Below are 21,016 nucleotides of genomic sequence, written 5' to 3' on the forward strand. Positions count from 1 at the left end.
CGGCGGAGCGCGGGTAATCGTGCGTTCGCGGGCCGGGAAAGGACCGTTTTTTGCTCGAACCTGAGCCAGGATCCGGGCCGGATCCTCTTCAGCGGCTGCCGGTACCCGGAAGGCGCGGGCACGCTGACGGCAATTGACCGTTGCGGCGAAGCGCCAGGATGGGCGGTAAAACCGGACCGGATCAAAACGCGGCCGGAAGACACAACAACCCAATCACTGACTACGTGGTGCAACACCATTAGGATAGCGAATTGACAATGGTTACTTTTCGACATCCGACCGTGGGCCCCGTGGCTCATCGAGCTCGGTAAGCTTTCAAAACCAACTCATTTCCCTAACCCAAGTCACTGACTTTATGCTTATCAAACGTTTACCCTTTTCCACCACCGTCTTCCGGGCACTCTGTGCCGCCCTGCTCTTCCCCGTGCTGTTTACGGCCTGTACGGAAGACACCGACGAGGTGATCGCTCCCCAGGAGGAAGCGCTCCCCCAGCAGATCATCGAACTCGCTCCCAACCCCGAGGAGTGGGTGACCATCCAGGCAAGCGACGTTGCCGGAATGGAAGAACTGGGAAAGAAGAAGCGCGCGACCCAGGCCCCCGGCGTTGATCGCGGCCGCTTCAACATCACCCTGAAATATATCGTCCCGGTCACGGAACAGCAGGAGCAGGTCTTCAACGACGCCGCCGCCCGCTGGGAGCGCATCATCATCAAGGACGTTCCTTCCTTTACCGGTACCATCCCCTCGGCCTTCACCGGCTTCCCCCCCGCCATTGACGGCACCGTGGACGACATCCTCATCGAGGTCGCCCTGGCGCCCATCGACGGTGAGGGTGGCATCCTGGGACAGGCCGGTCCCCGCTTCGTACGCACCGAAGATAACCTGACGCTGTCGGGTGTCATGTTCTTCGACGTGGCCGACCTGGCCTTCCTCGACGAGCTCGGCCTGTTTGAAGAGGTCATCATCCACGAGATGGGCCACGTACTCGGTATCGGTACCCTGTGGAACTTCGGCGGCAGAAGCCTGCGGGAATTCAACGCGGAAGACCTTCCCTACTTCGACGGCAAGCAGGCCAACGTATTCTGGAACGCAGAAGGCGGTACCTACGAGCTGCCCATCGAGGACGATTTCGGCCCCGGTACGCAGTTCAGCCACTGGAAAGAAGCTACCCTCAACAACGAGCTGATGACCGGCTTCCTGAACCTGGGCGAAAATCCGCTCAGCCGCATCACCGCCGGCTCCATGCGTGACCTCGGTTACGGCGCGGCCATGGTGGGCGAAAGCTACGACCTGCCCGAAGGCGCTACCGGCGTCAACGTAGACGGTGACGATACCCCCTCCGACGACGAAACGAACGGTGAAGGCATCAACATCGCCGCCCGTGAGATCACCTTGCTGCCGATCGGCTCGGTGACTACGAAGTAATCGATACATGGGGCTGGGGCGCTAGCCCGCGCCGCTCGTTATCAAAAGGACCCCCGCACGAATTTCGTGCGGGGGTTTTTGTTTTTGGGCGGCGGGGCGCGGGAGGAGCGCAACAAGCAACGAGAAAAGCCTACCTTCCTCTTCGGGCCGGGGACCAAGATTCGTCGATCATGCACACTTACCCTTTTACCATTTTGCTCCTCGGCCTGCTGCTGAGCGCCTGCGGCCGTACACCGTCCGGGGAATCCATGGACACCGCCGCCACACCCCCAACACTGGGCCATCGCTCGGTACCGCTGCTGACGGCAGACGGGCAATCCTTCAAAGACCTCAACCGCAACGATTCCCTTGACCCCTACGAGGACTGGCGACTTAGCGCCGAGGAGCGCAGCCGCGACCTGCTGGGCCGGATGACCCGGGAGGAAAAGGCCGGCTTCCTGCTGATCAGCACGACGCGGATGGAGAACGACGCGGGCTTCGGTCCGGGGGGCGGGGAGCCGATCGCCAGCGGCTTCAACGAGGAAGACCAGGTGAGCGAGACGAACATCTTCACCCGCAAGCCGCTGGACGCCCCGATGATGAGCTCGGCCGGTACCACCCGGGCGGTAACGGAATTCCACGGCCGCCACTTCATCCTGCGGGCCACGGCCGCGCCGGCGATCCTGGCCGAGTGGTCCAATAACCTGCAGGCACTCTGCGAGCAACAGCGGCTGGGCATCCCGGCCATCGTGGCCTCCAATCCGCGTAACCACATCGCGGTCGACGTGGCCGCGGGCCTCAACGTGGGCACCTCCGCCTTCACCGCTTGGCCGGGCGAGCTGGGACTGGCGGCGATGCGCGACTTCGAGCTGGTGCGGGAATTTGCCGACGCGGCGCGGCAGGAATGGACGGCCGTCGGTCTGCGCAAGGGCTATATGTACATGGCCGACCTGGCGACCGACCCCCGCTGGCAGCGGACCGAGGGCACCTTCGGAGAGGACCCCGAACTGGCGGCACGAATGATGCGCGAGATTGTCCTTGGCTTTCAGGGAGAAGCCCTTCACCCGCGCTCCGTCGCCCTGACCACCAAGCACTTCCCCGGGGGCGGCGCCGCGGAGGGCGGACAGGATCCCCACTTCGACTGGGGGAAGCGGATGGTCTTCCCCGGCGGCCGCTTCGAAGATAATTTGATCCCCTTCCGGGCGGCCATTGAGGCCGGTACCTCGGCGATCATGCCCTACTACTCCTACCCGACGGGCACCGAATACCCGGAACTGGCGTACGCCTACAACCGGGAGGTACTGCAGGGGGTGCTGCGCGAGCGGCTCGGCTTCGACGGCATCATCAACAGCGATACCGGTCCGATCGAGATGATGCCCTGGGGCGTGGAGGAGCTGAGCATCCCCGAGCGCTATAAAACGGCCCTGGAGGCCGGCGTCAACCTCTTCTCCGGCACCGCGGACCCGACTCTGTTGCTGGAAACCCTGCGCACCTACCCCGAGCTGGAACCGGCCGTGGACGACTCGGTCTACCGCCTGCTGCTGGAGAAATTCCGCCTCGGCCTCTTCGAGGACCCCTACGTGGATCCGGCGGCGGCTACCGCTACGGTCGGTAAGGATGCCTTCCGGGAGCGGGCCGCGGAGGCGCACCGGAAGTCGATCGTGCTGCTCCGCAATGGCGAGGTAGCTGGCGAAGCGGCCCTGCCGCTGGCGGCGGGCACAAAGGTCTACTTCGCCACCTACCTGCCCAGCCGCGAGGGCGATCCGGTGACGGTCTACCGCCCCGATGCTACCGCGGACTGGCCCGTGGAATTCGTCGACGACCCCGCCGCGGCCGACCGGGTGGTGCTGTGGCTTTTGCCCCGCGGCAAATCGCTGTTCCAGTCGGACGGCAGCCCCCTCCACGTCAACCTCTCCGCGAACGGCATCGACGTAGCGGCCGTCAAAGCCCTGATGGCCGACAAGCCGACCGTCCTGCTGATCAACTACAGCAACCCCTGGGCCATCGACGAGCTCTACACCGACGGCGACCCGCAAATCCCCGCCGTGCTGGCCACCTTCGGCACTACTCCCGAGGCCGTGCTGGATATCCTTACCGGTGCCTACGCGCCGAGCGGCAAGCTGCCCTTCACCACGCCGGTGTCGGATGCGGCGGCGCAGGCGCAGTTGTCGGACGTACCGGGCTACGACGAGGAAGCGGGCTATGGCCTCTTCAAGTTTGGGGAGGGGCTGAGCTGGTAGTGGCGGTCTCCGACCGCGCCGTACGACGCGGTTTCCAACCGCGCAGTAGGATGCGGCCTCCGGCCGCGGCAGTACGATGCGGTCTCCGACCGCGACTTACCCCATTTCAAACAGATACGCAGCACGAATCGAAAATGAGGTTCCAATACCACCCACGCGGCTACCAAATCCTTTTAGTCTTTTGCTTGGCTACATTAAGCTGCAGCGACCGGCCCTTCCCCACCGGCAAAACCATCTACGGCTACTGGTACGAAACGGCCTGGACTGTGACTATACAGAAGCGCGGCTCGCCATAAAGTGAGTCAGAGATATCACCTACTTTGGGGTTGACCACGGCTGGTACTACCTGACCATAATCCTAGACCTACCGGACTGTGGCATCTTCAGCTGGGTAATCAGCGACGATCTGTCGGCGGAGTCGACCACCGTGGCTGCCCTGCGCCGGGCCGTGGTTAAGCGCAATCCGCAGGATGGATCTACTCTTTCACTCCGACCGTGGCGTACAGTACAGCTGTGGTCGCTTCCGTGAGGAACTGGCGGCGATCGGGGCCATCCAGAGCAAGTCGCGCAGGGGCAACTGCTGGGACAAAGCCGTGGCGGAATCCTTATAGAAAACTCTTAAAGTCGAGTGAACGACCGCCGGGAGTTCCGTAGCCTCCACCAAGCCTGGAGTGAGATTTCAACTAGATCGAAGGCTGGTACAACACCAACCGCATCCATACGAGCTTGCGGGGCTTGACCGTGCGCCAGGCCTACGAGCAAGAAACGCAGCTAAACAATTAGCCAAATCTGAAGCAGAGTCATTGTCAACTTTCCTGAGCAGGTTCAACCCTGACCCCAAAACACCTTAAAAGCGGTAAGCATAACCAATACTAAGGAATATTTTGCTCTGTAGATTATTCTGCAGGACATTAGGCGGTTCACTAAAATCCTGATCTAGGTCAATGGCGTCGCTCACTACAGTCGAATACCCCACGATAAGCCCGGCATCGACGGCCAGACTGTGGTCGTGGCCAAAAGTGAGTCCTATTCCGAGCATGCCGCGTGGCCTTACGACCTCCCCAAGGGATAGGCCCGTACCAGCAGCTACGTGCCAACCCGCGCCGAGACTTGCCAGCTTCGGATGCTCGTCAGAAGAAAACCGCTTTCCACCGCGTATTAACAGGGCGGCACCGATCTCCCCATTCAGCGGATCGAGTTCTTGCGCGGTATAGACCGTCGACGTATCGTTCTGCCGAACTCCGGTAACGCCGATGCGCTCGGGCTCGAATTTAGCGTAGTACATACTAGATCCTACCGACCAGTAAAAAGGATTTTCCGGGAAGCGCACGGTGGGTAGCACGAATTTTTGGAGGTTGGAGAAGGAGTCTTTAGGTAGGAACTGAATATCAACCTTCGCCTCTTCGCCGTTCATCTGGATGGGTAATGATACATACGTACCGGTAGAAGATAGCGTAGTGGCGGACCGCAGCAATTCCGCCACACGGTCGGGTTTTATCCGATCAATGGCTTTGCCGATCAGGTCGGACAATCCACTATATGCCGCTTTCACTTCACCGGCATAGGCTTTGACCTCTTTCAGTTGAGGGTTAGCCAGTAGCTCCACATTGGTGGGGCTAGCTAAAATGCCGCTCAGTTTGCCTAGTTCTTCATCTACCTGACATTTGAGACGGGAGAGCTGGACGCTCACGGTAAGAAACTGATGAAATTCCTGTTCCAGGTCCAATGTCCCGCCGGCGCCGTTGAGGGACGTTTGATTGGTGGTCATGTAGAGACGGTAGCGCGATTCCAGCGCCAATAGCTTTTGGTTGAGTTGAGTTAGTCGGGTCAGGTAGGTGCGGAATCGCCTATCGTAGTCGCCAAGTGACTCTACTAATCGATTTATTTCATTGATCTTATTCGATGACTGTGTTTGGCTGCCTAATAATGGTTGTCGTCCTTTGTTATTGTTCCCACTTCCATCGGATACCGTGGGAATTAAAATTTCAATTCCAGGCAAGGCGGTAATCAATCCCGCCAATTTAGTGGGATCCAAGGCGCCGAAACCGGGAAACTGGAGTGCCCGACTACGTACCGTATCGGTAGCATTTAGGACGATGTCGTAAGCGTTCAGGTTCACATTATCGATGACGACCTGGTAAAATTCGCCCCGCTTTATATCCTTGGGGATAGTAATTGTACACAAACATGTAAAGTCAAAATGCACTCGGGGGAAGTTACTATGGTTAATTTCCTTGTTTTTGTCTCCCCTAGAACAGCAGGTGTCTCTTTTAACTGGGGTGGTACTGAGGGACAAGGCACCGGGTAAAGGATCCGGGAAGAGTAAATCACAGGCAGTAGATTCTGGCAATCTGCCCGGATTGGTCAGGTCCAAGAGAGTTCCATCAGTTTTAGCTAGGGCTAGTAATGTGCGAGACGTACTCAACTGACTACAGTTACCTGTTCCCTGGACGTTATCGCTGGTCAAGTAAAGCTGCTGGCCGGAGGTAGAAGCAATTCCTTCAAGATTACTGCTCACGGAAGGGGGCAACGCATTCGTGGATTTAGTGAAATCGATGGACTCCAGCGCTGCTGCCGCAATCTTAATGTCCAGAGGCAAGCCCTTATCGTCCAGGGGAAGTTTGTCAGCGTGGTAGGTTACTCCCTTTTTGGTATGCAATAGGTAAAGGATGTTTTCCTCCCCCGGCAGGTCTAAACCTGTAATTCTTTCCCCGGCTCCTAATTGTATGGTATATGGATTAGTTACGCCGTCAATCGGGGAAAGCGAAAGTGTATCGCCTTCGTAGTTGATGTTGTACACGTACAGCTCGGCATTTCCCTCACCATTACGCTCCCGAACTAAGTATAATAGTTTTCCACTACTGGACACTTCGATGCCTTCCAGCCCCAGGTTTTGACTACCATCGTTCGTCAAATCAGGATCGTCCGGCAGAGAAAGTTCAATGGCGACGTCCTTTGAGCCGATCTGCTTTACCCAAACTTTGCTCTGGTTGCCGTCAGCGCTCGATTCGGTCACGTAGAACAAAGTAGAACCGTAAACCGCCACGCCTTCCACTTCCGCTTGCTTTTCCGGATGGTCTAGGGGGTAGGTGCTCAATTGTTTCCAAATTAGATCGTAAGAAAAAAATAGATCACATTTCTCCGACACGAAGTATAACTGATTGCCAACCGCATCTAGGCTAGATATCTGATAGCCCTTACGAAGTTCTTGTAGCGGTGCCATAGTCTGCCCCCAGACGCAGGTTGTCACAACGCTCATTAAGAAAAATGAATACAAGCGTGTCTTAGACATAGATCAGTGAGGTTTAAAAATCGATGCAGGATAGGTTAAGGGGCGGCACGTATTTCACACGCTCGTCTACTTATCCCAGTGAGATCAGAAAAGTAACCCTTCTCACGCTTTTCGTATAATGATGCACCTGCGCCCCGCCGCCCTATATTGCCGTCCGATCTGTTTTTCCTGGTCTTCATCTCTTGACCCTAAATTTGCCACACTCCGTCCATGTCCGACCAACACAAAGCCCAGCTAGAAGCCCAACTCTGGAACATTGCCAATACCCTGCGCGGCAAAATGAACGCGGACGACTTCCGCGACTACATCCTCGGCTTCATCTTCTACAAGTTCCTGTCTGAACAGCTGGAGAACTTCGTCAACGACAAGCTGCTGCAGGAGGCGGACGGCTTTCTCTACGACGGGCTGGACGAAAGCAATCCACAGTACGGTGACTACCTGGAAGCCATCCGGGAAGCCTGCCTAGACGAACTAGGCTACTTCCTGCGCCCCGACGAACTCTTCCACAACATCGCGCAGCGTACCGATTTCATTCTCGAAGACCTCACCGCGATTCTGCGAAACATCGAGAGCTCGACGATGGGTACGGCGAGCGAGGACGACTTCGATAACCTATTCGAGGACCTCGACCTGACCAGCAGCAAACTCGGGCGGAGCGAGCAGGATAAGAACAAGCTAGTGAGCAAGGTGCTCAGCCACCTCGACAAGATCGACTTCGCCCTGGAGGATACCGACGCCGACGTTCTCGGTGATGCGTATGAGTATCTGATCGGCCAATTTGCCAGCGGGGCGGGCAAGAAGGCGGGTGAATTTTATACGCCGCAGGAAGTCAGTTCGGTCCTGGCCCGGCTGGTTACCACCGGAAAGCAGCGGTTGCGCTCTGTCTACGATCCCACTTGTGGATCCGGCTCACTGCTACTGCGGGTGCGGAAGGAGGTTGAAGACGTCGGTCACTTTTACGGACAGGAACAGAACCGTACCACCTACAACCTGGCCCGCATGAACATGATTATGCACCAGGTGAAGTACGACCGCTTCGACATCCGCAACGAGGATACGCTGGAACGCCCCCAGCACGTCGACGAGCGCTTCGAGGCGGTGGTGGCTAATCCGCCCTTCTCCGCTAAGTGGAGCGCCAACGACCTCTTCAACGGGGATGACCGCTTCAGCCCCTACGGTCGCCTGGCCCCGAAGAGTAAGGCCGACTTCGCTTTTGTGCAGCACATGATCCACCAGCTGGCCGAGAACGGACAGATGGCGGTGGTACTACCCCACGGGGCCCTCTTCCGTGGTGGCGCGGAGGCGCACATACGTCGTTTTCTGATCGCAGAGCGCAACTACCTCGACGCCGTCATCGGCCTGCCCGCCAATATCTTCTACGGCACCAGCATCCCCACCTGCATCCTGGTCTTCAAAAAGTGCCGCGAGCAACCCGACGACATCATCTTCATCGATGCCAGCGAGCACTACGACAAGGCCAAGAACCAGAACAAGCTCCGCCCGGAGGATATCGACCGCATCGTGACCACCTACCGCGAACGGACTACCCAAGAGAAGTACAGCCACGTAGCCCCCCTTACCGAGGTAGCCGAGAATGACTACAACCTCAACATTCCCCGCTACGTCGACACCTTCGAGGAGGAAGAACCCGTGGACCTGGCCGCGGTGAGTGCCGAGCTGCGCGAGCTTGACCGAGAACTGGGCGAAAATGAGAAAGTCATCGCGGGCTTTTGCCGGGAGTTGGGAATCGATCCGCCCTTCTAGAATATACCAACCTTTATTTTTTTTGCGCGGTCGCATGTGCCGTGAATTTTAAGTAAAAGCAATGAAACAGGATTTAGTGCCTTCGCTTCGGTTTAAAAGGTTTTCAGGGAAGTGGATAACCGAAAAGCTAGGAAAAGCAACCATTAAAGTCGGTAGTGGTAGCACACCAAAAGGCGGATCTTCCGTCTACGTTAACTCAGGTGTAATATTTATTCGGAGTCAGAATGTGAATAATGACTGCCTTGATACAGGTGATGTTGCCTTCATAACAGAAGCCACACACGAAGCGATGAGGGGAAGTACTGTGAAACCGGGTGATATTCTACTAAATATTACGGGAGCATCACTTGGACGCAGTTGTGTCGTTCCCCAATATTTCAAAGAAGGCAATGTGAATCAGCACGTTTGTATTATTCGACTAAGGAGCAATTACTCAAACGAGTTTTATCAGGCATACCTCTCTTCGTTTAACGGACAGAAAAAGCTGTTTCGAAACCAAGCTGGAAGTGGGCGTGAAGGACTGAATTTTCAAGGAGTTCGTTCACTTAAGGTCGCAGTTCCCACCCTCCCCGAGCAACAAAAAATAGCCGCCTTCCTCACCGCGGTGGACGGGCGGCTGCGGGCGCTGCGGCGCAAGCGGGAGTTGCTGGAGGCGTATAAGCGGGGGGTGATGCAGCGGGTGTTTGGGGGAGACGCAAAAAAGGATGGCAACAATAGTGAATCCTCTATACCTCTTCGCACTGTAAAGTTTGGCAAGGTATTTGAGCGTGTGAAGCGCAAAAACAAAGACAACAATCAAAATATACTAACCATTTCAGCACAACAAGGACTGGTAAATCAACAAGACTACTTTAATAAGTCAGTTGCAGCAAATAACGTCACCGGATATTATCTTTTAAAGCGCGGCGAGTTTGCCTACAATAAAAGTTATTCAAAAGGTTACCCTTACGGCGCTATAAAAAGGCTAAACGAGTACGACCAAGGTGTTTTATCAACCCTTTACATTTGCTTTAAGATCGCCGATGATCAGGTACTGCCAGAATTTATGGAGCAGTATTTTGAAGCTGGTGGTCTTAACCACGAAATAAGCAAGATTGCTCAAGAAGGCGCAAGAAATCACGGTCTCTTAAACGTGAGCGTTGTAGAATTCTTCAAGGATATCAATCTTTATCTTCCTCCTTTTCAAGAGCAAGGTCGTATAGCTACATTCCTTCGTTCTCTCGACAATCGTATCGCGTTAGTGGAGCGGCAGCTGGCGGGGGGTGAGGCGTTTAAGCGGGGGTTGTTGCAGCAGATGTTTGTGTGATGAAAGCCGTCAGCCAGCAATTGTACGAGAGTGGCATAAACTTTATTGATCAGTCAATAGACGATTTTGCCGCTCGTCGTTATAAGTACTCAGTTCTGCATTTTGCTGCTGGTATAGAAGTTATACTTAAAGCACGCATAGTACACGAAGACTGGAGACTAATAGTCCATAGGAAAAAGCGGATGCAAGTCACAGAAAGTGGTTTTGCAAGCGGAGATTTTTATTCCATCAAACCGAGTGACTGTATTAAATGCTTACAAGATGAACTCAAAATTGAGGTGCCAAAATGCGGGGCCAACTTTGACCTGATCAGTCAACTGAGAAATAAGGCAGTACATTTTATTCTGACGGACGAAGATGGGTCTATTGAATTGCTACAGTATCACGCTTACAACGACCTTCGACGATTTATCAGGTCTAATCAATACGTTTTCAGAGGGCACCGAAATGATATTAAACGGCTTTTTCAAAAATTGGGAGATTTTGTAGGCACACGTTTTGAAAAACAAATTGAAGGCCTAAATGCGAGTTTGACACAAAGGCTGACCTATCTATCACGCCAACTAAAGCTAGAAGATCAATTTGAATTAGGGGTTTGGCAAAAGCTTTCAGTGGAATACCTTTTGAAGTCTAAAAGGTCACCATTATATAGAGTTGGAAAGATTGTCCGTTGTACTAAGGTTGACCTTCAACATAATAAGTATTCACTTACGATTAACCAGGATAGAAATGGATGGTCTGTATACGAAGGTCACGAGAAGTGTGCCAATCAGGGCATGGTAGTTTTATTCAAGGATGAGATATTATCCAAATTTTATCAATACGTATTAACCTTTAATAGCGCAAAATTTTACCATACTCACAAACAAGGCTCGATGCTGCCGTTTGTAAGCCGCACAGACTTTGAGCAATTTTTGATTCCGTCACCTCCAACAGAAGTAATGAGAACCATAGTTGCTACAATGGATGCATTCGCTAAGAGAAAGCAGTTATTGAAAGGTAAGCTCGATGCCTTGATTGAGTTCGACAAGGGCGTCAAACAGCAGAAATATATTTGACTGATGGGCTGGCTACGCAATCTCCTCTCCGGTAACAGGAACGACGGGTTAATTATCCAATGCACCACCTGTGCGTGGGAGCCGGTCAAGTCTTCGCGGTGGCAGTGTTCGTGTAGGTTTGTATGGAATACCTTCGACACCAGTGGCCGCTGTCCCGCCTGCAACAAGCAGTGGGAAACTACCCAATGCCTAGGGTGCGGTACAAAATCGCCCCACGCGGAGTGGTATAAGACCCCGGAGCTCGTTGCCGCGCTCGAGCAGCAGGGTGATCCCATTCTTACCGCCCGCAAGAAGCGTCTGGAAAAGCGATTGATTGGTCATGGCATCCGCGACTCCCGCTTTCGGGACCTACGGTATCTCAATTACGAGGGCGTGAAGTTCAAGTCGCCGCAGGAAATCGGTCGCCGCATGCTAATCCTTTACGCTTTGTCGTGGATCAGTTTCGCGCCGGAAGACCGGTCCTGGGTGGAAGACCGGGTTCGAATCAGCGAACTCTGGAAGGACTTGTCCGCATGGGAACGCGAATATCTCGCGGATGAGAATCCCGGGGAAGAAGTACAAGCCGAAATTTCCTGGTGCATTGAAGGCGCGATCGTGCTGGCCTGGTGTGTAGGCTTGCTAGACGATCTGCCGCCCCTGGACGCCGACGGTGCCGACGCGATAGAGACGTTCCGCGAGCGGGTACCCGCCGTAGGAGGCTGTCCACCCTCCTTCTTGCAAACGCTCCGCCTGCGGGATAAGGGCGAGATATACGAGGAAAATCTTTTGAATGAAAAAGTTACGGCGTATTTCCGGGATCTACTTTTCAACGGTGAGGCCGACAAAACGAACATCGACCGGGGAGTAAGCCTGGAACGGCACCGGGCTCTCAACTGGGTACGCAATGTAGGGGGAAACGGGACGGACGTGAGTTGGGAGCAGACGGATACTTCGACTTAAACCCCCTACGGATTTACCGATGGCGCCAAATTTGGCGTGCCAGCGGATCGACCCGGCACCGAACAGTTTCGTCGAACGGCCCCGCTCGAATTTCTATATTTGCTGACGTGTCAGTAACAACCGTCAACCTGTGCGAGCTTGGGATTGAAATAGGTACAGGATTGCTCTATCCATGTACAAACGAAACGATTATGTTATCCTCAGGGCAGGTCCAAGTCGGCTAGATGGAAACGCTTAGACGCAAATTAGACCAAAGTTAGACTGAAGCACCCCTAATTTATACATTTAATCCACTGAAGATTAGAACTTTGTAATGATCTTTTAAGAACTGTTAAGACTTTTCTCCCGCGCTCCGGCGCCCAAGAATTATGCCCCCACCTTCCAACACCACCACTCAGCCAGAGGCCGTTTTAGAGGAGCTTTTAGTTCAGCAATTGTCAACGCTGGGTTACGCCAAAGTTTACCTACCGGACGAAGCGGCGCTGTTCGCGAACCTGAAACAACAGTTGGAAAAGCACAATGACTTGGTGCTTTCCGAGCGAGAATTTCTGCGGGTTCTCAATCACCTGGACAAGGGAAACGTATTCGACCGTTCCCGGACCCTACGCGACCACATGCAACTGGATCGCGACGACGGCACGGTAGCCTACCTACAGTTTCTGAACACCGAGCACTGGTGCCAGAATGAATACCAGGTAACGAATCAGATCAGCCAGGAGGGTAGGTACGCGAATCGATACGACGTTACCCTGCTGATCAACGGGCTGCCCCTTGTCCAGATCGAACTGAAGCGGCGGGGGATGGAGATGAAGGAGGCCTTCAACCAAATCAACCGCTACCAAAAACATAGCTTTCGGGCGGCACGGGGGCTGTTCCAGTACGTGCAAATCTTCGTGATCAGCAACGGAGTCAATACCAAGTACTACGCCAACAACCGCCGGCAGGAATTCAAACAGACGTTCTACTGGACCGATGCGGACAACAAGCTGATCACGCGGCTGGAAGACTTCGCGGAGGCCTTTCTGGAGAAGTGCCACCTGTCCAAAATGATCTGTAAGTACATCGTGCAGCACAATACGCATAAGGTACTGATGGTGTTACGCCCGTATCAGTACTATGCCGTGGAGGCCATCATCGACCGGGTGAAGAACAGCCGCAAAAACGGCTACATCTGGCATACTACCGGATCGGGTAAAACGCTGACCAGCTTCAAGGCAGCGCAGGTGCTTAAAAAGCTACCGGAGGTAGACAAGGTCGTTTTCGTAGTCGACCGAAAAGACCTCGATTACCAGACGACGCGAGAATTCAACGAGTTCAGCAAGGGCAGCGTGGACGGTACCGAAAACACCTCGACGCTGGTGCGGCAATTCGCCGACGATACGGATCTGATCGTCACGACCATCCAGAAACTCAATACGGCGATTTCGGGGCGGCGGTACGAACAACGCATGACTCACCTGCGCGACAAGCGGGTTATCTTTATTTTCGACGAGTGCCACCGCAGCCAGTTCGGCGATACCCATCGGCGGATCGTGGACTTCTTCCGTGGGGCGCAGCTCTTTGGCTTCACCGGTACGCCGATCTTCGCCGAGAATGCTTACTCGGGACCCGGTGGCAAGCAGACCACGGTGACACTCTTCGAGAAGTGTCTGCACAAGTACGTCATCACCAATGCGATCAAAGATGAGAACGTACTCAAGTTTAGCATTGAGTACGTAGGCCGCTATCGGAACAAGGAGAATGGTAACGACGTGAGCCTGGATATCGACGTTGAGGCCATCGATACCCGCGAATTGCTAGACGATGAGCGGCGGCTTAAGAAAATCGTCGACTGGATCATCGCCAACCACGGCCGTAAAACGCACGACCGGAAATTCACCGCAATTTTCGCGGTAAGCAGCGTAGATAACCTGATTCGCTACTACGACCTGTTCCGCGAACGGGACACTGCCGGGTTGCGAATCGCCACGATCTTTAGCTACCGCGCGAACGAACCGGATAAGGCGGCCGACGGCATGATCGGGGAGCCGGATTTTGACGACGACGGACCGGCCGACTCCCACACCCGCGACCGGTTAGAAGAATATATCGGCCACTACAACGAGCAGTACGGCACGGCCTTCACCACCCGCGATAGTGCCAAGTTCTACAGCTACTATAAAGACATCGGGAGGCGGATTAAGGACCGCGAGCGCGACAATGCGCTGGATAGGGACCGGGTGGATATTCTGCTAGTAGTAAATATGTTCCTTACCGGATTCGACGCCAAATTGGTGAATACCCTGTATGTGGATAAAAACCTGCGCTACCACGGGCTGGTGCAGGCTTTCAGCCGTACGAACCGGATCATCGGGGAAGTAAAAAGTCAGGGCAACATCGTCAGTTTCCGAAACCTGAAGGGGGCAACCGACGAAGCCATTGCGCTATTTTCCAATCCGGAAGCGAAGGAGGAAATCCTGGTAGAGCCGTACGAGGTATACATAGAGCGCTTTGACGAAGCCCTTAACGAACTGCTGGCCATTGCGCCAAATCCGGAGGCGGTCGATCGGCTGTATTCGGAGGAGGAGCAGCTGGCATTTGTGCAGGCCTTCCGAAAACTTATTCGGATCGACAACGTCCTTTCAGGATTCTCCAACTACACCGAGGATGAAGTAGCCATAGACAGCCAGACCTTTGAGGACTTTAAAAGCAAGTATCTCGATATCCGCGATAAGGTCCGAAGCGACCACAGCGTCGAGAAGGTGAGCATTCTGAACGACGTGGACTTTGAGGTCGAGCTGATACACCGGGACCAGATCAACGTCAGCTACATCATACGTCTACTGGCGACCTTACACACGGCTACGAAGCCCGAAGAGCGCCAAGCCGCGCGCCAGGAGATCGACAACCGCTTATCGAACGAGGTGCAACTGCGCAGCAAACGCGAACTCATTGAGAAATTCATCGATCGAGAGCTACCCAAAGTGCGCAAGGACGCGGACATGGAGCAGGAATTCGAGAACTACATGAGCGGGGAAAAGCAGCGGGCAATCGTCGCTTTGGCGCAGGAGGAGAATCTTGAAGAGCGTGGGCTTCAGCAACTCATTAATTCCGCGGTGTACACCGGCCGGACCGCTTCCCAGGCCGACGTACAGGACATCATGCTGGTACCCCCACGTATCCTGAACAGGTCGACCATACTGAGTCGTATTCAATCGCGCCTGCAGCAATTGCTCGAGCAGTTTTACGACGACTAGATCGATTGCCGGAAACGCCGGATTGTTATCGCATGATTATAAAGCAAGCCATACTGAAGGCCCTGGAGGACCTGGAAGGGAAATTATGAGGTGGTGGTGAGATCTATGAGTGGATCGTTCGGCATAACTACTACGATTTTGGAGACGCGAAGACGCCCAACATGTCGGAAATCTCGAGGTGCTGTTTGTGCGTGCTCGGTGCGGCTGCTGTACGGAAGATGGGCGTACACTGCCGTATTGCTAAAGCATTTTGTAGTACTCATGAATTTTTTCGGACATCAATTTTCTTCGCTCCACTAGAAAGTCCTGGTACTGATCAATAGTAAGGTCGAAAATGGACTCCGGAATACAGTTTTGGCGTAGATTTTCAATCAATTCTTGCCGATTATTTATGGCACCGTATCCAATAGTTCCACCGTCGATCTGATCCAAAATTCGGCGGAAGTAGACTTCTGGGGACTGCGCTCCAATTTGAATGTTGATCTCCTGCTGCATGTAGACGTAGTTGGCGATTTGATTGTACTGACCTCGCTTGAGGCCTTCATTCGCCAAATACTTTCGGGGAAAGAGATGGTGGATATCTCCTCGGTGCATGATTAGATCGGCCACGGTGATGTCACGGGAAAGGAAGCCTTTATCCCTGGCCTTGACCTGACTGGCGAGAAACACCTGAAAGTAAGGGCTAGAGCGAACGGAACTGTCCATATGCTGCTCCGGAAGTGCTACTTCCCAGTATCCCTCAGTCAGAGTAGCACTTTCTATAGACTGCAGGTATTCACCGAAGTCTACTCCGGCCATCCGCTTCAAGTCGTAGTCAAATTGGGATTCAAAAGATCCTACCGCACGTCCGGTAAGGATGGTTAGGACAAACCACCTGCGTACGTAAGATTCAATTTTGGCCGCTTCCGTACCGTTCGTCCGCAGCGTGAGGTACACGAGATAGGCAAAATTGACGGCGTTGCTGGAGCGGATCATCGCCGGATCGATGAACCCGGCCGATCGAATGATCATGAGAAAACGCTTGAAGTTCGTTTCGTTCATGAACTTCATCACCCCATCCTTCAGCTTGTCAAACGAGCGCTCGGCGATTTCCTCTTCGAAGGTCCGGGTCTCGAAATTGCGTCCGCTTAGCAGGCTTACCAGGTCGGCCAGTTTTCCCCGATTAAATTCGGAACCGAATGAGACCCGCAGCATATCGGTATAGGAAGGATCGTAGAGGTCATCCTTCTCATCTTTGAGCCAGCTCATTTTGGCGAAATAATCGGTCTTCGCAAATTCTTTGTCATTATCCCGGACATACTCGTAGTATTCCGGTGCTACCGCAAGATGGCTGAAGTAATCAATGGCCTTGCGCAAGTCTTGTCCGCCGTACGTTTCGTTTGCGGCGATCTTGGACATAGCGAAATCCGCCTGGCTCAACTCCACTCCCTTTGAGTTAATCCGGATAAAAATTTCTGTAACCGTTTCGATATCCAGGTCAGGCGCTAGCTCAATTACCCCCACTGGCTTTTTCATCAGGTCGTAAAGCGCCGTGATGGTCTGAATGACCGCCTGCTGATTGGCTTCAGGATTGCTGGTGAGGTAGCTACTGATCGCGGTAAAAGCATTGCCGTTGCCGACGAAGAGTTCTGAAATATCCGGAATCCAAACTTTGTCTTTGCGGATTACGGGTGTTTGCACTTCAAATTTTCCTTCCTGGGGATTGAAAGCAATTTTGATGCGAATCCGCTTATAGGATTTGTTAACGACGTATTCACCATTGATGGCGGCTCGTAGGGCCGTGACGCGTTGCTGTCCGTCGATCAGGATCTTTTTTCCCGACGAAAGACTACCATCTTTCAGCCGGACATCCGGATTTTTCCACACAATGATGTATCCAATCGGATAGCCGTTAAATAAGCTATCCATCAAATTGCGGACACCGGACCTGTCCCACACAAACGGTCTTTGGATTTCTGGGATGGCAATTTCCCCTGACCGAACCCAAGCCAGTATGTTCTCGATGGGTTGCTGATTAACGTTGTATTTCTGCGTGAGAGAAGGTGATACAGTCATTTGTTGAGGTTAAAACAAAATTTCGCTTTAAGGTAGTAGATTGTTTACTAGCGCTGTATTGACTGCACAGGATACCTAGTTCGCGTTTACCATCATCCACCGCCGTAGACTTACTTCGGTCAGTTCGCGGAGGGTGCTGTCTTCGTCGAGCAGGAATATGGATTCGGCCACGGATAAATTTTGAAGAGCTCAGGACCACCAAGGTAGCTACAGTACCAGTATAGCCCGCCTACACATTCTCCGTCTGCAGCACCTCACCGAGGATAATAGCAAAGCCGTAACGCTCCTCGCTATCCTCCGGCTCATCCGTGTATTCCTCAATCACGATCTTCTTAAATTCGACATCCATGATGCGGGAATTCGAACTGGATCCATGCCGGAAGCGGACAATGTCGTATTCCCGCAAGCTCTCGATCTCGCCTTGATCGTTCACAGTGGCCAGGCGGGAAATCCAAAAGGGGGAAAAGGCGCGGTATTCTTCTTTCTTCGTGCCGGCTAAAATGGCGTCAAATGATTCCCGCTTGACCGGAATAGGTAAAATGGAAGCTGCTTTAGACATTGCAGATAGGTTTTTAGGGAGTAAGTCACCGCAAAAGCGGCCATGTGCCTGAGCGCTAAATGTATTGGAAACCATTCACTTTACCAATTTCCCCATGCGGGTAACCACCTGGAACCTGGACCACCCCATTCAAAACACTAAACGGTTCGATTCCATCCGAGACTACCTACTACATCTCGACGCTGATGTGCTAATCCTAACCGAAGCCAACGCCGCCCTACACCTTCCTGGCTACACCGCCGTCTTCAGTGAGGAGTCGCCCTACCTGCGGCGGGGGAGGAATATGGACCCGCCTAACCGGTACCACCAGGTCGGTATATACGCTAAGGGGGAGCTGCGCAAGTTGCCGGAGATACATGATATCAACGAAGTAGCCGCCGAAGTCGATGGGCTTCGGGTCTACGGCTGCGTATTCACTATCAAGGACCGCTGGGCGACTTGGTCCGATAAAACCTACCGCGATCGCGTGCAGGAGCAATGTGCTGTTATCCGGCAACTGGCGGGGTCCGACTTCCTCTTGGCCGGCGACTTCAACTTCCGCGGCACGGGGTCGTACAACCGGGTTGGCGCCAAGCGGGTCCGGGAACTCGCCGTGGCAACCGGGCTAGCGTGGCCTACCGAACGGGAGGATCGTAGCGTGCAGCACCTCCTACACTCCCCCGATCTGCAGCTCCGGTATTCGATCGACGACCCCGTGACCCTTAGCGATCATCCGGTTGTATGGGGTACGCTGGCCCTCTGAACGATAAGGTGCCAGCTTTCCGGCCGGGCTGTAGAGAGTACGGGCACTGGGCACGCTGGGCAGACGAGCTATCGCTCGGCGGACCAGCGTGCGACTCAGTGGACCTGCGCGCCGCCGCTCATAAATTAGTACCCTACTCCGGAACGAAGGCTGAGGGGCGGCTGGGCCGATTATACGGTCACTCCGGTTACGTCCACGCCGGCAATTGCCTTCTCCAGGGCGTGGTCCTTCAGGTCCGGCAGGGAAGTGCCCTCTACGCGGTGTACCTCCACGTCCGTCATCCCCAGAAAACCAAGGACAGCCTTCAGGTAAGGCGCCACGAAATCGTAAGCCGCCGCCGGGCCGGAGGAGTACACGCCGCCGGAAGCCAGGGCGATATATACTTTCTTGCCTTTTACGAGCCCCTCGGGGCCGGACTCCGTATAGCGGAAGGTGACGCCCGCACGGGCGATGTGGTCGATCCACGACTTCAGTACCGACGAGACGCCGAAGTTGTACAGCGGCGCGGCGATCACGATGGTGTCCGCGTCCTTCAGTTCGGCGATGGCCTCGTTGGAGTGGCGGACGGCTTCGCGCTGCTCGGGGGAGTGGTCCTTCTCGGGGGTGAAGAACGACTGCAGGTGGACCTCCTCCAGGTGGGGGAAGGGCGGCGCGGTCAGGTCGCGGACGACCACCTTGCTGCCGGCTTCGGCGGCGGTCAGCTTGTCCACGATCGCATCGGCGAGCTGGGTGCTGTAGGAAGCTTCCCCACGGGGACTGGAAATAATCTGTAGGATTTTCATGGTTCGGTTGTTTGGGGTGCGCCCGGCGGGCAAAACGCCCGCGAGCCTACACAACCCAACCAACCCGTACCGCCCCCCGGCGGCGCAATGGGTTACACCTCTGTAACCGCTTACACGGATGTAACTACTCCGCCTCCGTCGGGTCGTGCGGCCGCTTCGTGCCGGCTACCCGCTCGTAGTGCAGGTAGCCCCATTCGTATACGGCCTCGATTAGGGGGTCCAGCGTAGCGGCGTGGGCCGTCCGCTCGTACTCCACCGTTACCGGGCGCGTCTTGCGTACCGTGCGCTTCACCAGTTTGTTCCGCTCCAGATCCTTCAGCTCGCGGCTCAGGATGCGGGGGGAGATCTCGAGTTCGCGGGTCAACTCATTGAAGCGCACGGTGCGCTCCTTCAGGGCCGAGAGGATCAGGAGTTTCCACTTGCCGCTGATCACGTCGAGGGTGTCACGCATGGCCCGGTGGTGGGATTTGCAGACGGGAGATTGAACGTCGAGCATGGTTTCTTTGGGTTTGGGTAGTACGGATCGGATAGCGGTAGGATATACAGTCGAAAGCCGCGGGGGGTTGCGCCGGGAACTAATCCCGTTCCGCCCACCGTTCTTCATGCTATAGAGCTACACGCCCGGCGCCTGCTTCGCAAATTTGACAGCCAGGACTTGGTCGACCGGGCGGAATCCGCCCTACGCTATGAGGTTTCGCCAAATGGTCGACGCGCTTACCCTAATCCCGATGGGTCTGATTCTTCAGTATACCCCAAGCCTGTGAGATTGTGAAGACAGGCAACCCTCGGTAGGGATTTTTGCGTTTTCATTCTAAAGCTTGGACTATGGCCTTAATCATACCAGATGCAGTGCTACAAAAGGCACAGCTGTCGGGTGAGGATCTGCTAACGGATCTAGCCTGTTACATGTACGATAAGGGACGGCTAAGCTTTGGAAAAGCCAGTGAACTAAGTGGATTAAACTATCTGCAATTTCAAAAAGCCCTGGCTGAAAGGGAGATTGATATTAAATATTCAGAACAGGACCTAGATACGGATTTGAAGAATCTAGGGATCACACTATGATCGTTGTAAGTGACACTTCGACCATCACCAACCTGCATCAAATTGATCGCCTCGATGTATTGCGGTCCCTTTACGGCACGATTATAATTCCTCCTGCGGTCAGGCGAGAACTTTACCGGATCGAAGGTCAACAGGGGGCGATAGAACAGTCTGACTGGATACGAACAGAATATCCGAAGGATCAGACCCTGATTACAGAACTCTTAGAGGAACTGGACTTAGGTGAATCCGAGGCTATAGCATTGGCGATAGAACTAAATGCTGACTATTTGGTCATCGATGAATACAAAGGCCGAGCAATTGCCGAAAAGAAAGGGGTGAAAATTGTAGGACTGTTAGGTGTATTAATCGCTGCGAAGAGAAATGGCCACCTCGAAGCAATTAAGCCACTAATTGAAAGGATTCAGCACAACGGCTTTCGATTGAATAGTAGCCTGATCCTTAAAGTTCTTACCGCTCTGGGAGAAGAATAAAATGCCGCTAAACCTGGCGCCATCGACAACGCGCCGGAAATGGTCCGCGAGGCTTGTACCCGATTTCTGAAGGGGCACGCGCTCGGGTAGGGCTTCCGGC

16 protein-coding genes are annotated in these 21,016 nt (G+C 54.2%); 11 read left to right on the forward strand and 5 right to left on the reverse strand.

Features of this window, described 5'->3' with window-relative positions; genetic code table 11:
• Positions 1 to 355: 355 nt before the first annotated feature.
• From CLV84_RS06500 to CLV84_RS21760, 3 genes are all read left to right on the forward strand, one after another.
• Entirely contained in the window at positions 356 to 1,426 is a 1,071-nt protein-coding gene (locus tag CLV84_RS06500; protein ID WP_104418905.1) for a leishmanolysin-related zinc metalloendopeptidase, read from the forward strand.
• A 170-nt stretch (positions 1,427 to 1,596) separates the two neighbouring features.
• The gene (locus CLV84_RS06505; protein WP_104418906.1) at positions 1,597 to 3,645 is read left to right on the forward strand and encodes a glycoside hydrolase family 3 protein; all 2,049 of its coding nucleotides are present in this window, start codon (positions 1,597 to 1,599) and stop codon (positions 3,643 to 3,645) included.
• Between the two features lie 470 nt (positions 3,646 to 4,115).
• Positions 4,116 to 4,256, forward strand: a complete 141-nt coding sequence (locus CLV84_RS21760; protein ID WP_170067594.1) for a hypothetical protein — start codon at positions 4,116 to 4,118, stop codon at positions 4,254 to 4,256.
• Positions 4,257 to 4,492: 236 nt separating this feature from the next.
• On the opposite strand, the gene CLV84_RS06510 is transcribed toward CLV84_RS21760, so the two are convergent.
• Positions 4,493 to 6,937, reverse strand: a complete 2,445-nt coding sequence (locus CLV84_RS06510; RefSeq protein WP_146088738.1) for a hypothetical protein — start codon at positions 6,935 to 6,937, stop codon at positions 4,493 to 4,495.
• A gap of 210 nt (positions 6,938 to 7,147) precedes the next feature.
• On the opposite strand from CLV84_RS06510, the gene CLV84_RS06515 reads away from it, so the two are divergent.
• From CLV84_RS06515 to CLV84_RS06535, 5 genes are all read left to right on the forward strand, one after another.
• Positions 7,148 to 8,701: a type I restriction-modification system subunit M gene (locus CLV84_RS06515; RefSeq protein WP_104418908.1), complete on the forward strand. Its 1,554-nt coding sequence runs from the start codon at positions 7,148 to 7,150 to the stop codon at positions 8,699 to 8,701.
• A gap of 61 nt (positions 8,702 to 8,762) precedes the next feature.
• The gene (locus CLV84_RS06520) at positions 8,763 to 10,007 is read left to right on the forward strand and encodes a restriction endonuclease subunit S (RefSeq protein ID WP_104418909.1); all 1,245 of its coding nucleotides are present in this window, start codon (positions 8,763 to 8,765) and stop codon (positions 10,005 to 10,007) included.
• Positions 10,007 to 11,065 (forward strand): restriction endonuclease subunit S, encoded by a 1,059-nt coding sequence (locus tag CLV84_RS06525; RefSeq protein WP_104418910.1) that lies wholly within the window; start codon positions 10,007 to 10,009, stop codon positions 11,063 to 11,065. The genes CLV84_RS06520 and CLV84_RS06525 overlap by 1 nt, the downstream gene beginning before the upstream one ends.
• A 3-nt stretch (positions 11,066 to 11,068) precedes the next feature.
• Positions 11,069 to 12,004, forward strand: coding sequence for a DUF4272 domain-containing protein (locus CLV84_RS06530; RefSeq protein WP_104418911.1), 936 nt, complete (start codon positions 11,069 to 11,071; stop codon positions 12,002 to 12,004).
• A 368-nt stretch (positions 12,005 to 12,372) separates the two neighbouring features.
• Positions 12,373 to 15,240 carry a type I restriction endonuclease subunit R gene (locus tag CLV84_RS06535; RefSeq protein ID WP_104418912.1) on the forward strand — a complete coding sequence of 956 codons (2,868 nt, stop codon included), beginning with the start codon at positions 12,373 to 12,375 and terminating at the stop codon, positions 15,238 to 15,240.
• Positions 15,241 to 15,480: 240 nt separating this feature from the next.
• Here the strand turns inward: CLV84_RS06535 and CLV84_RS06540 are convergent, their stop codons facing one another.
• Positions 15,481 to 17,295, reverse strand: coding sequence for a GmrSD restriction endonuclease domain-containing protein (locus tag CLV84_RS06540; protein WP_104418913.1), 1,815 nt, complete (start codon positions 17,293 to 17,295; stop codon positions 15,481 to 15,483).
• Between the two features lie 229 nt (positions 17,296 to 17,524).
• Positions 17,525 to 17,854: a hypothetical protein gene (locus CLV84_RS06545; RefSeq protein WP_104418914.1), complete on the reverse strand. Its 330-nt coding sequence runs from the start codon at positions 17,852 to 17,854 to the stop codon at positions 17,525 to 17,527.
• 94 nt (positions 17,855 to 17,948) lie between these two features.
• Between CLV84_RS06545 and CLV84_RS06550 the strand changes: the two genes are divergently transcribed.
• Positions 17,949 to 18,596 (forward strand): endonuclease/exonuclease/phosphatase family protein, encoded by a 648-nt coding sequence (locus CLV84_RS06550; RefSeq protein WP_146088739.1) that lies wholly within the window; start codon positions 17,949 to 17,951, stop codon positions 18,594 to 18,596.
• 170 nt (positions 18,597 to 18,766) lie between these two features.
• On the opposite strand, the gene CLV84_RS06555 is transcribed toward CLV84_RS06550, so the two are convergent.
• Both CLV84_RS06555 and CLV84_RS06560 read right to left on the reverse strand, forming a co-directional pair.
• The gene (locus tag CLV84_RS06555) at positions 18,767 to 19,378 is read right to left on the reverse strand and encodes an FMN-dependent NADH-azoreductase (protein WP_104418916.1); all 612 of its coding nucleotides are present in this window, start codon (positions 19,376 to 19,378) and stop codon (positions 18,767 to 18,769) included.
• A 124-nt stretch (positions 19,379 to 19,502) separates the two neighbouring features.
• The gene (locus tag CLV84_RS06560) at positions 19,503 to 19,874 is read right to left on the reverse strand and encodes a winged helix-turn-helix transcriptional regulator (RefSeq protein ID WP_104419529.1); all 372 of its coding nucleotides are present in this window, start codon (positions 19,872 to 19,874) and stop codon (positions 19,503 to 19,505) included.
• 329 nt (positions 19,875 to 20,203) lie between these two features.
• Between CLV84_RS06560 and CLV84_RS06565 the strand changes: the two genes are divergently transcribed.
• Both CLV84_RS06565 and CLV84_RS06570 read left to right on the forward strand, forming a co-directional pair.
• Positions 20,204 to 20,443, forward strand: a complete 240-nt coding sequence (locus CLV84_RS06565) for a UPF0175 family protein (RefSeq protein ID WP_104418917.1) — start codon at positions 20,204 to 20,206, stop codon at positions 20,441 to 20,443.
• Entirely contained in the window at positions 20,440 to 20,916 is a 477-nt protein-coding gene (locus tag CLV84_RS06570) for a DUF3368 domain-containing protein (protein WP_104418918.1), read from the forward strand. The genes CLV84_RS06565 and CLV84_RS06570 overlap by 4 nt, the downstream gene beginning before the upstream one ends.
• Positions 20,917 to 21,016 lie beyond the last annotated feature (100 nt).

Source organism: Neolewinella xylanilytica (assembly GCF_002934605.1).
Taxonomy (GTDB): domain Bacteria; phylum Bacteroidota; class Bacteroidia; order Chitinophagales; family Saprospiraceae; genus Neolewinella; species Neolewinella xylanilytica.

Bases quoted from the DNA above. Each gene is read 5' to 3' on its own strand.
- CLV84_RS06500 (WP_104418905.1), top strand. From the start codon at position 356: ATGCTTATCAAACGTTTACCCTTTTCCACCACCGTCTTCCGGGCACTC.
- CLV84_RS06505 (WP_104418906.1), top strand. From the start codon at position 1,597: ATGCACACTTACCCTTTTACCATTTTGCTCCTCGGCCTGCTGCTGAGC.
- CLV84_RS21760 (WP_170067594.1), top strand. From the start codon at position 4,116: ATGGATCTACTCTTTCACTCCGACCGTGGCGTACAGTACAGCTGTGGT.
- CLV84_RS06510 (WP_146088738.1), bottom strand. From the start codon at position 6,937: ATGTCTAAGACACGCTTGTATTCATTTTTCTTAATGAGCGTTGTGACA.
- CLV84_RS06515 (WP_104418908.1), top strand. From the start codon at position 7,148: ATGTCCGACCAACACAAAGCCCAGCTAGAAGCCCAACTCTGGAACATT.
- CLV84_RS06520 (WP_104418909.1), top strand. From the start codon at position 8,763: ATGAAACAGGATTTAGTGCCTTCGCTTCGGTTTAAAAGGTTTTCAGGG.
- CLV84_RS06525 (WP_104418910.1), top strand. From the start codon at position 10,007: ATGAAAGCCGTCAGCCAGCAATTGTACGAGAGTGGCATAAACTTTATT.
- CLV84_RS06530 (WP_104418911.1), top strand. From the start codon at position 11,069: ATGGGCTGGCTACGCAATCTCCTCTCCGGTAACAGGAACGACGGGTTA.
- CLV84_RS06535 (WP_104418912.1), top strand. From the start codon at position 12,373: ATGCCCCCACCTTCCAACACCACCACTCAGCCAGAGGCCGTTTTAGAG.
- CLV84_RS06540 (WP_104418913.1), bottom strand. From the start codon at position 17,295: ATGACTGTATCACCTTCTCTCACGCAGAAATACAACGTTAATCAGCAA.
- CLV84_RS06545 (WP_104418914.1), bottom strand. From the start codon at position 17,854: ATGTCTAAAGCAGCTTCCATTTTACCTATTCCGGTCAAGCGGGAATCA.
- CLV84_RS06550 (WP_146088739.1), top strand. From the start codon at position 17,949: ATGCGGGTAACCACCTGGAACCTGGACCACCCCATTCAAAACACTAAA.
- CLV84_RS06555 (WP_104418916.1), bottom strand. From the start codon at position 19,378: ATGAAAATCCTACAGATTATTTCCAGTCCCCGTGGGGAAGCTTCCTAC.
- CLV84_RS06560 (WP_104419529.1), bottom strand. From the start codon at position 19,874: ATGCTCGACGTTCAATCTCCCGTCTGCAAATCCCACCACCGGGCCATG.
- CLV84_RS06565 (WP_104418917.1), top strand. From the start codon at position 20,204: ATGGCCTTAATCATACCAGATGCAGTGCTACAAAAGGCACAGCTGTCG.
- CLV84_RS06570 (WP_104418918.1), top strand. From the start codon at position 20,440: ATGATCGTTGTAAGTGACACTTCGACCATCACCAACCTGCATCAAATT.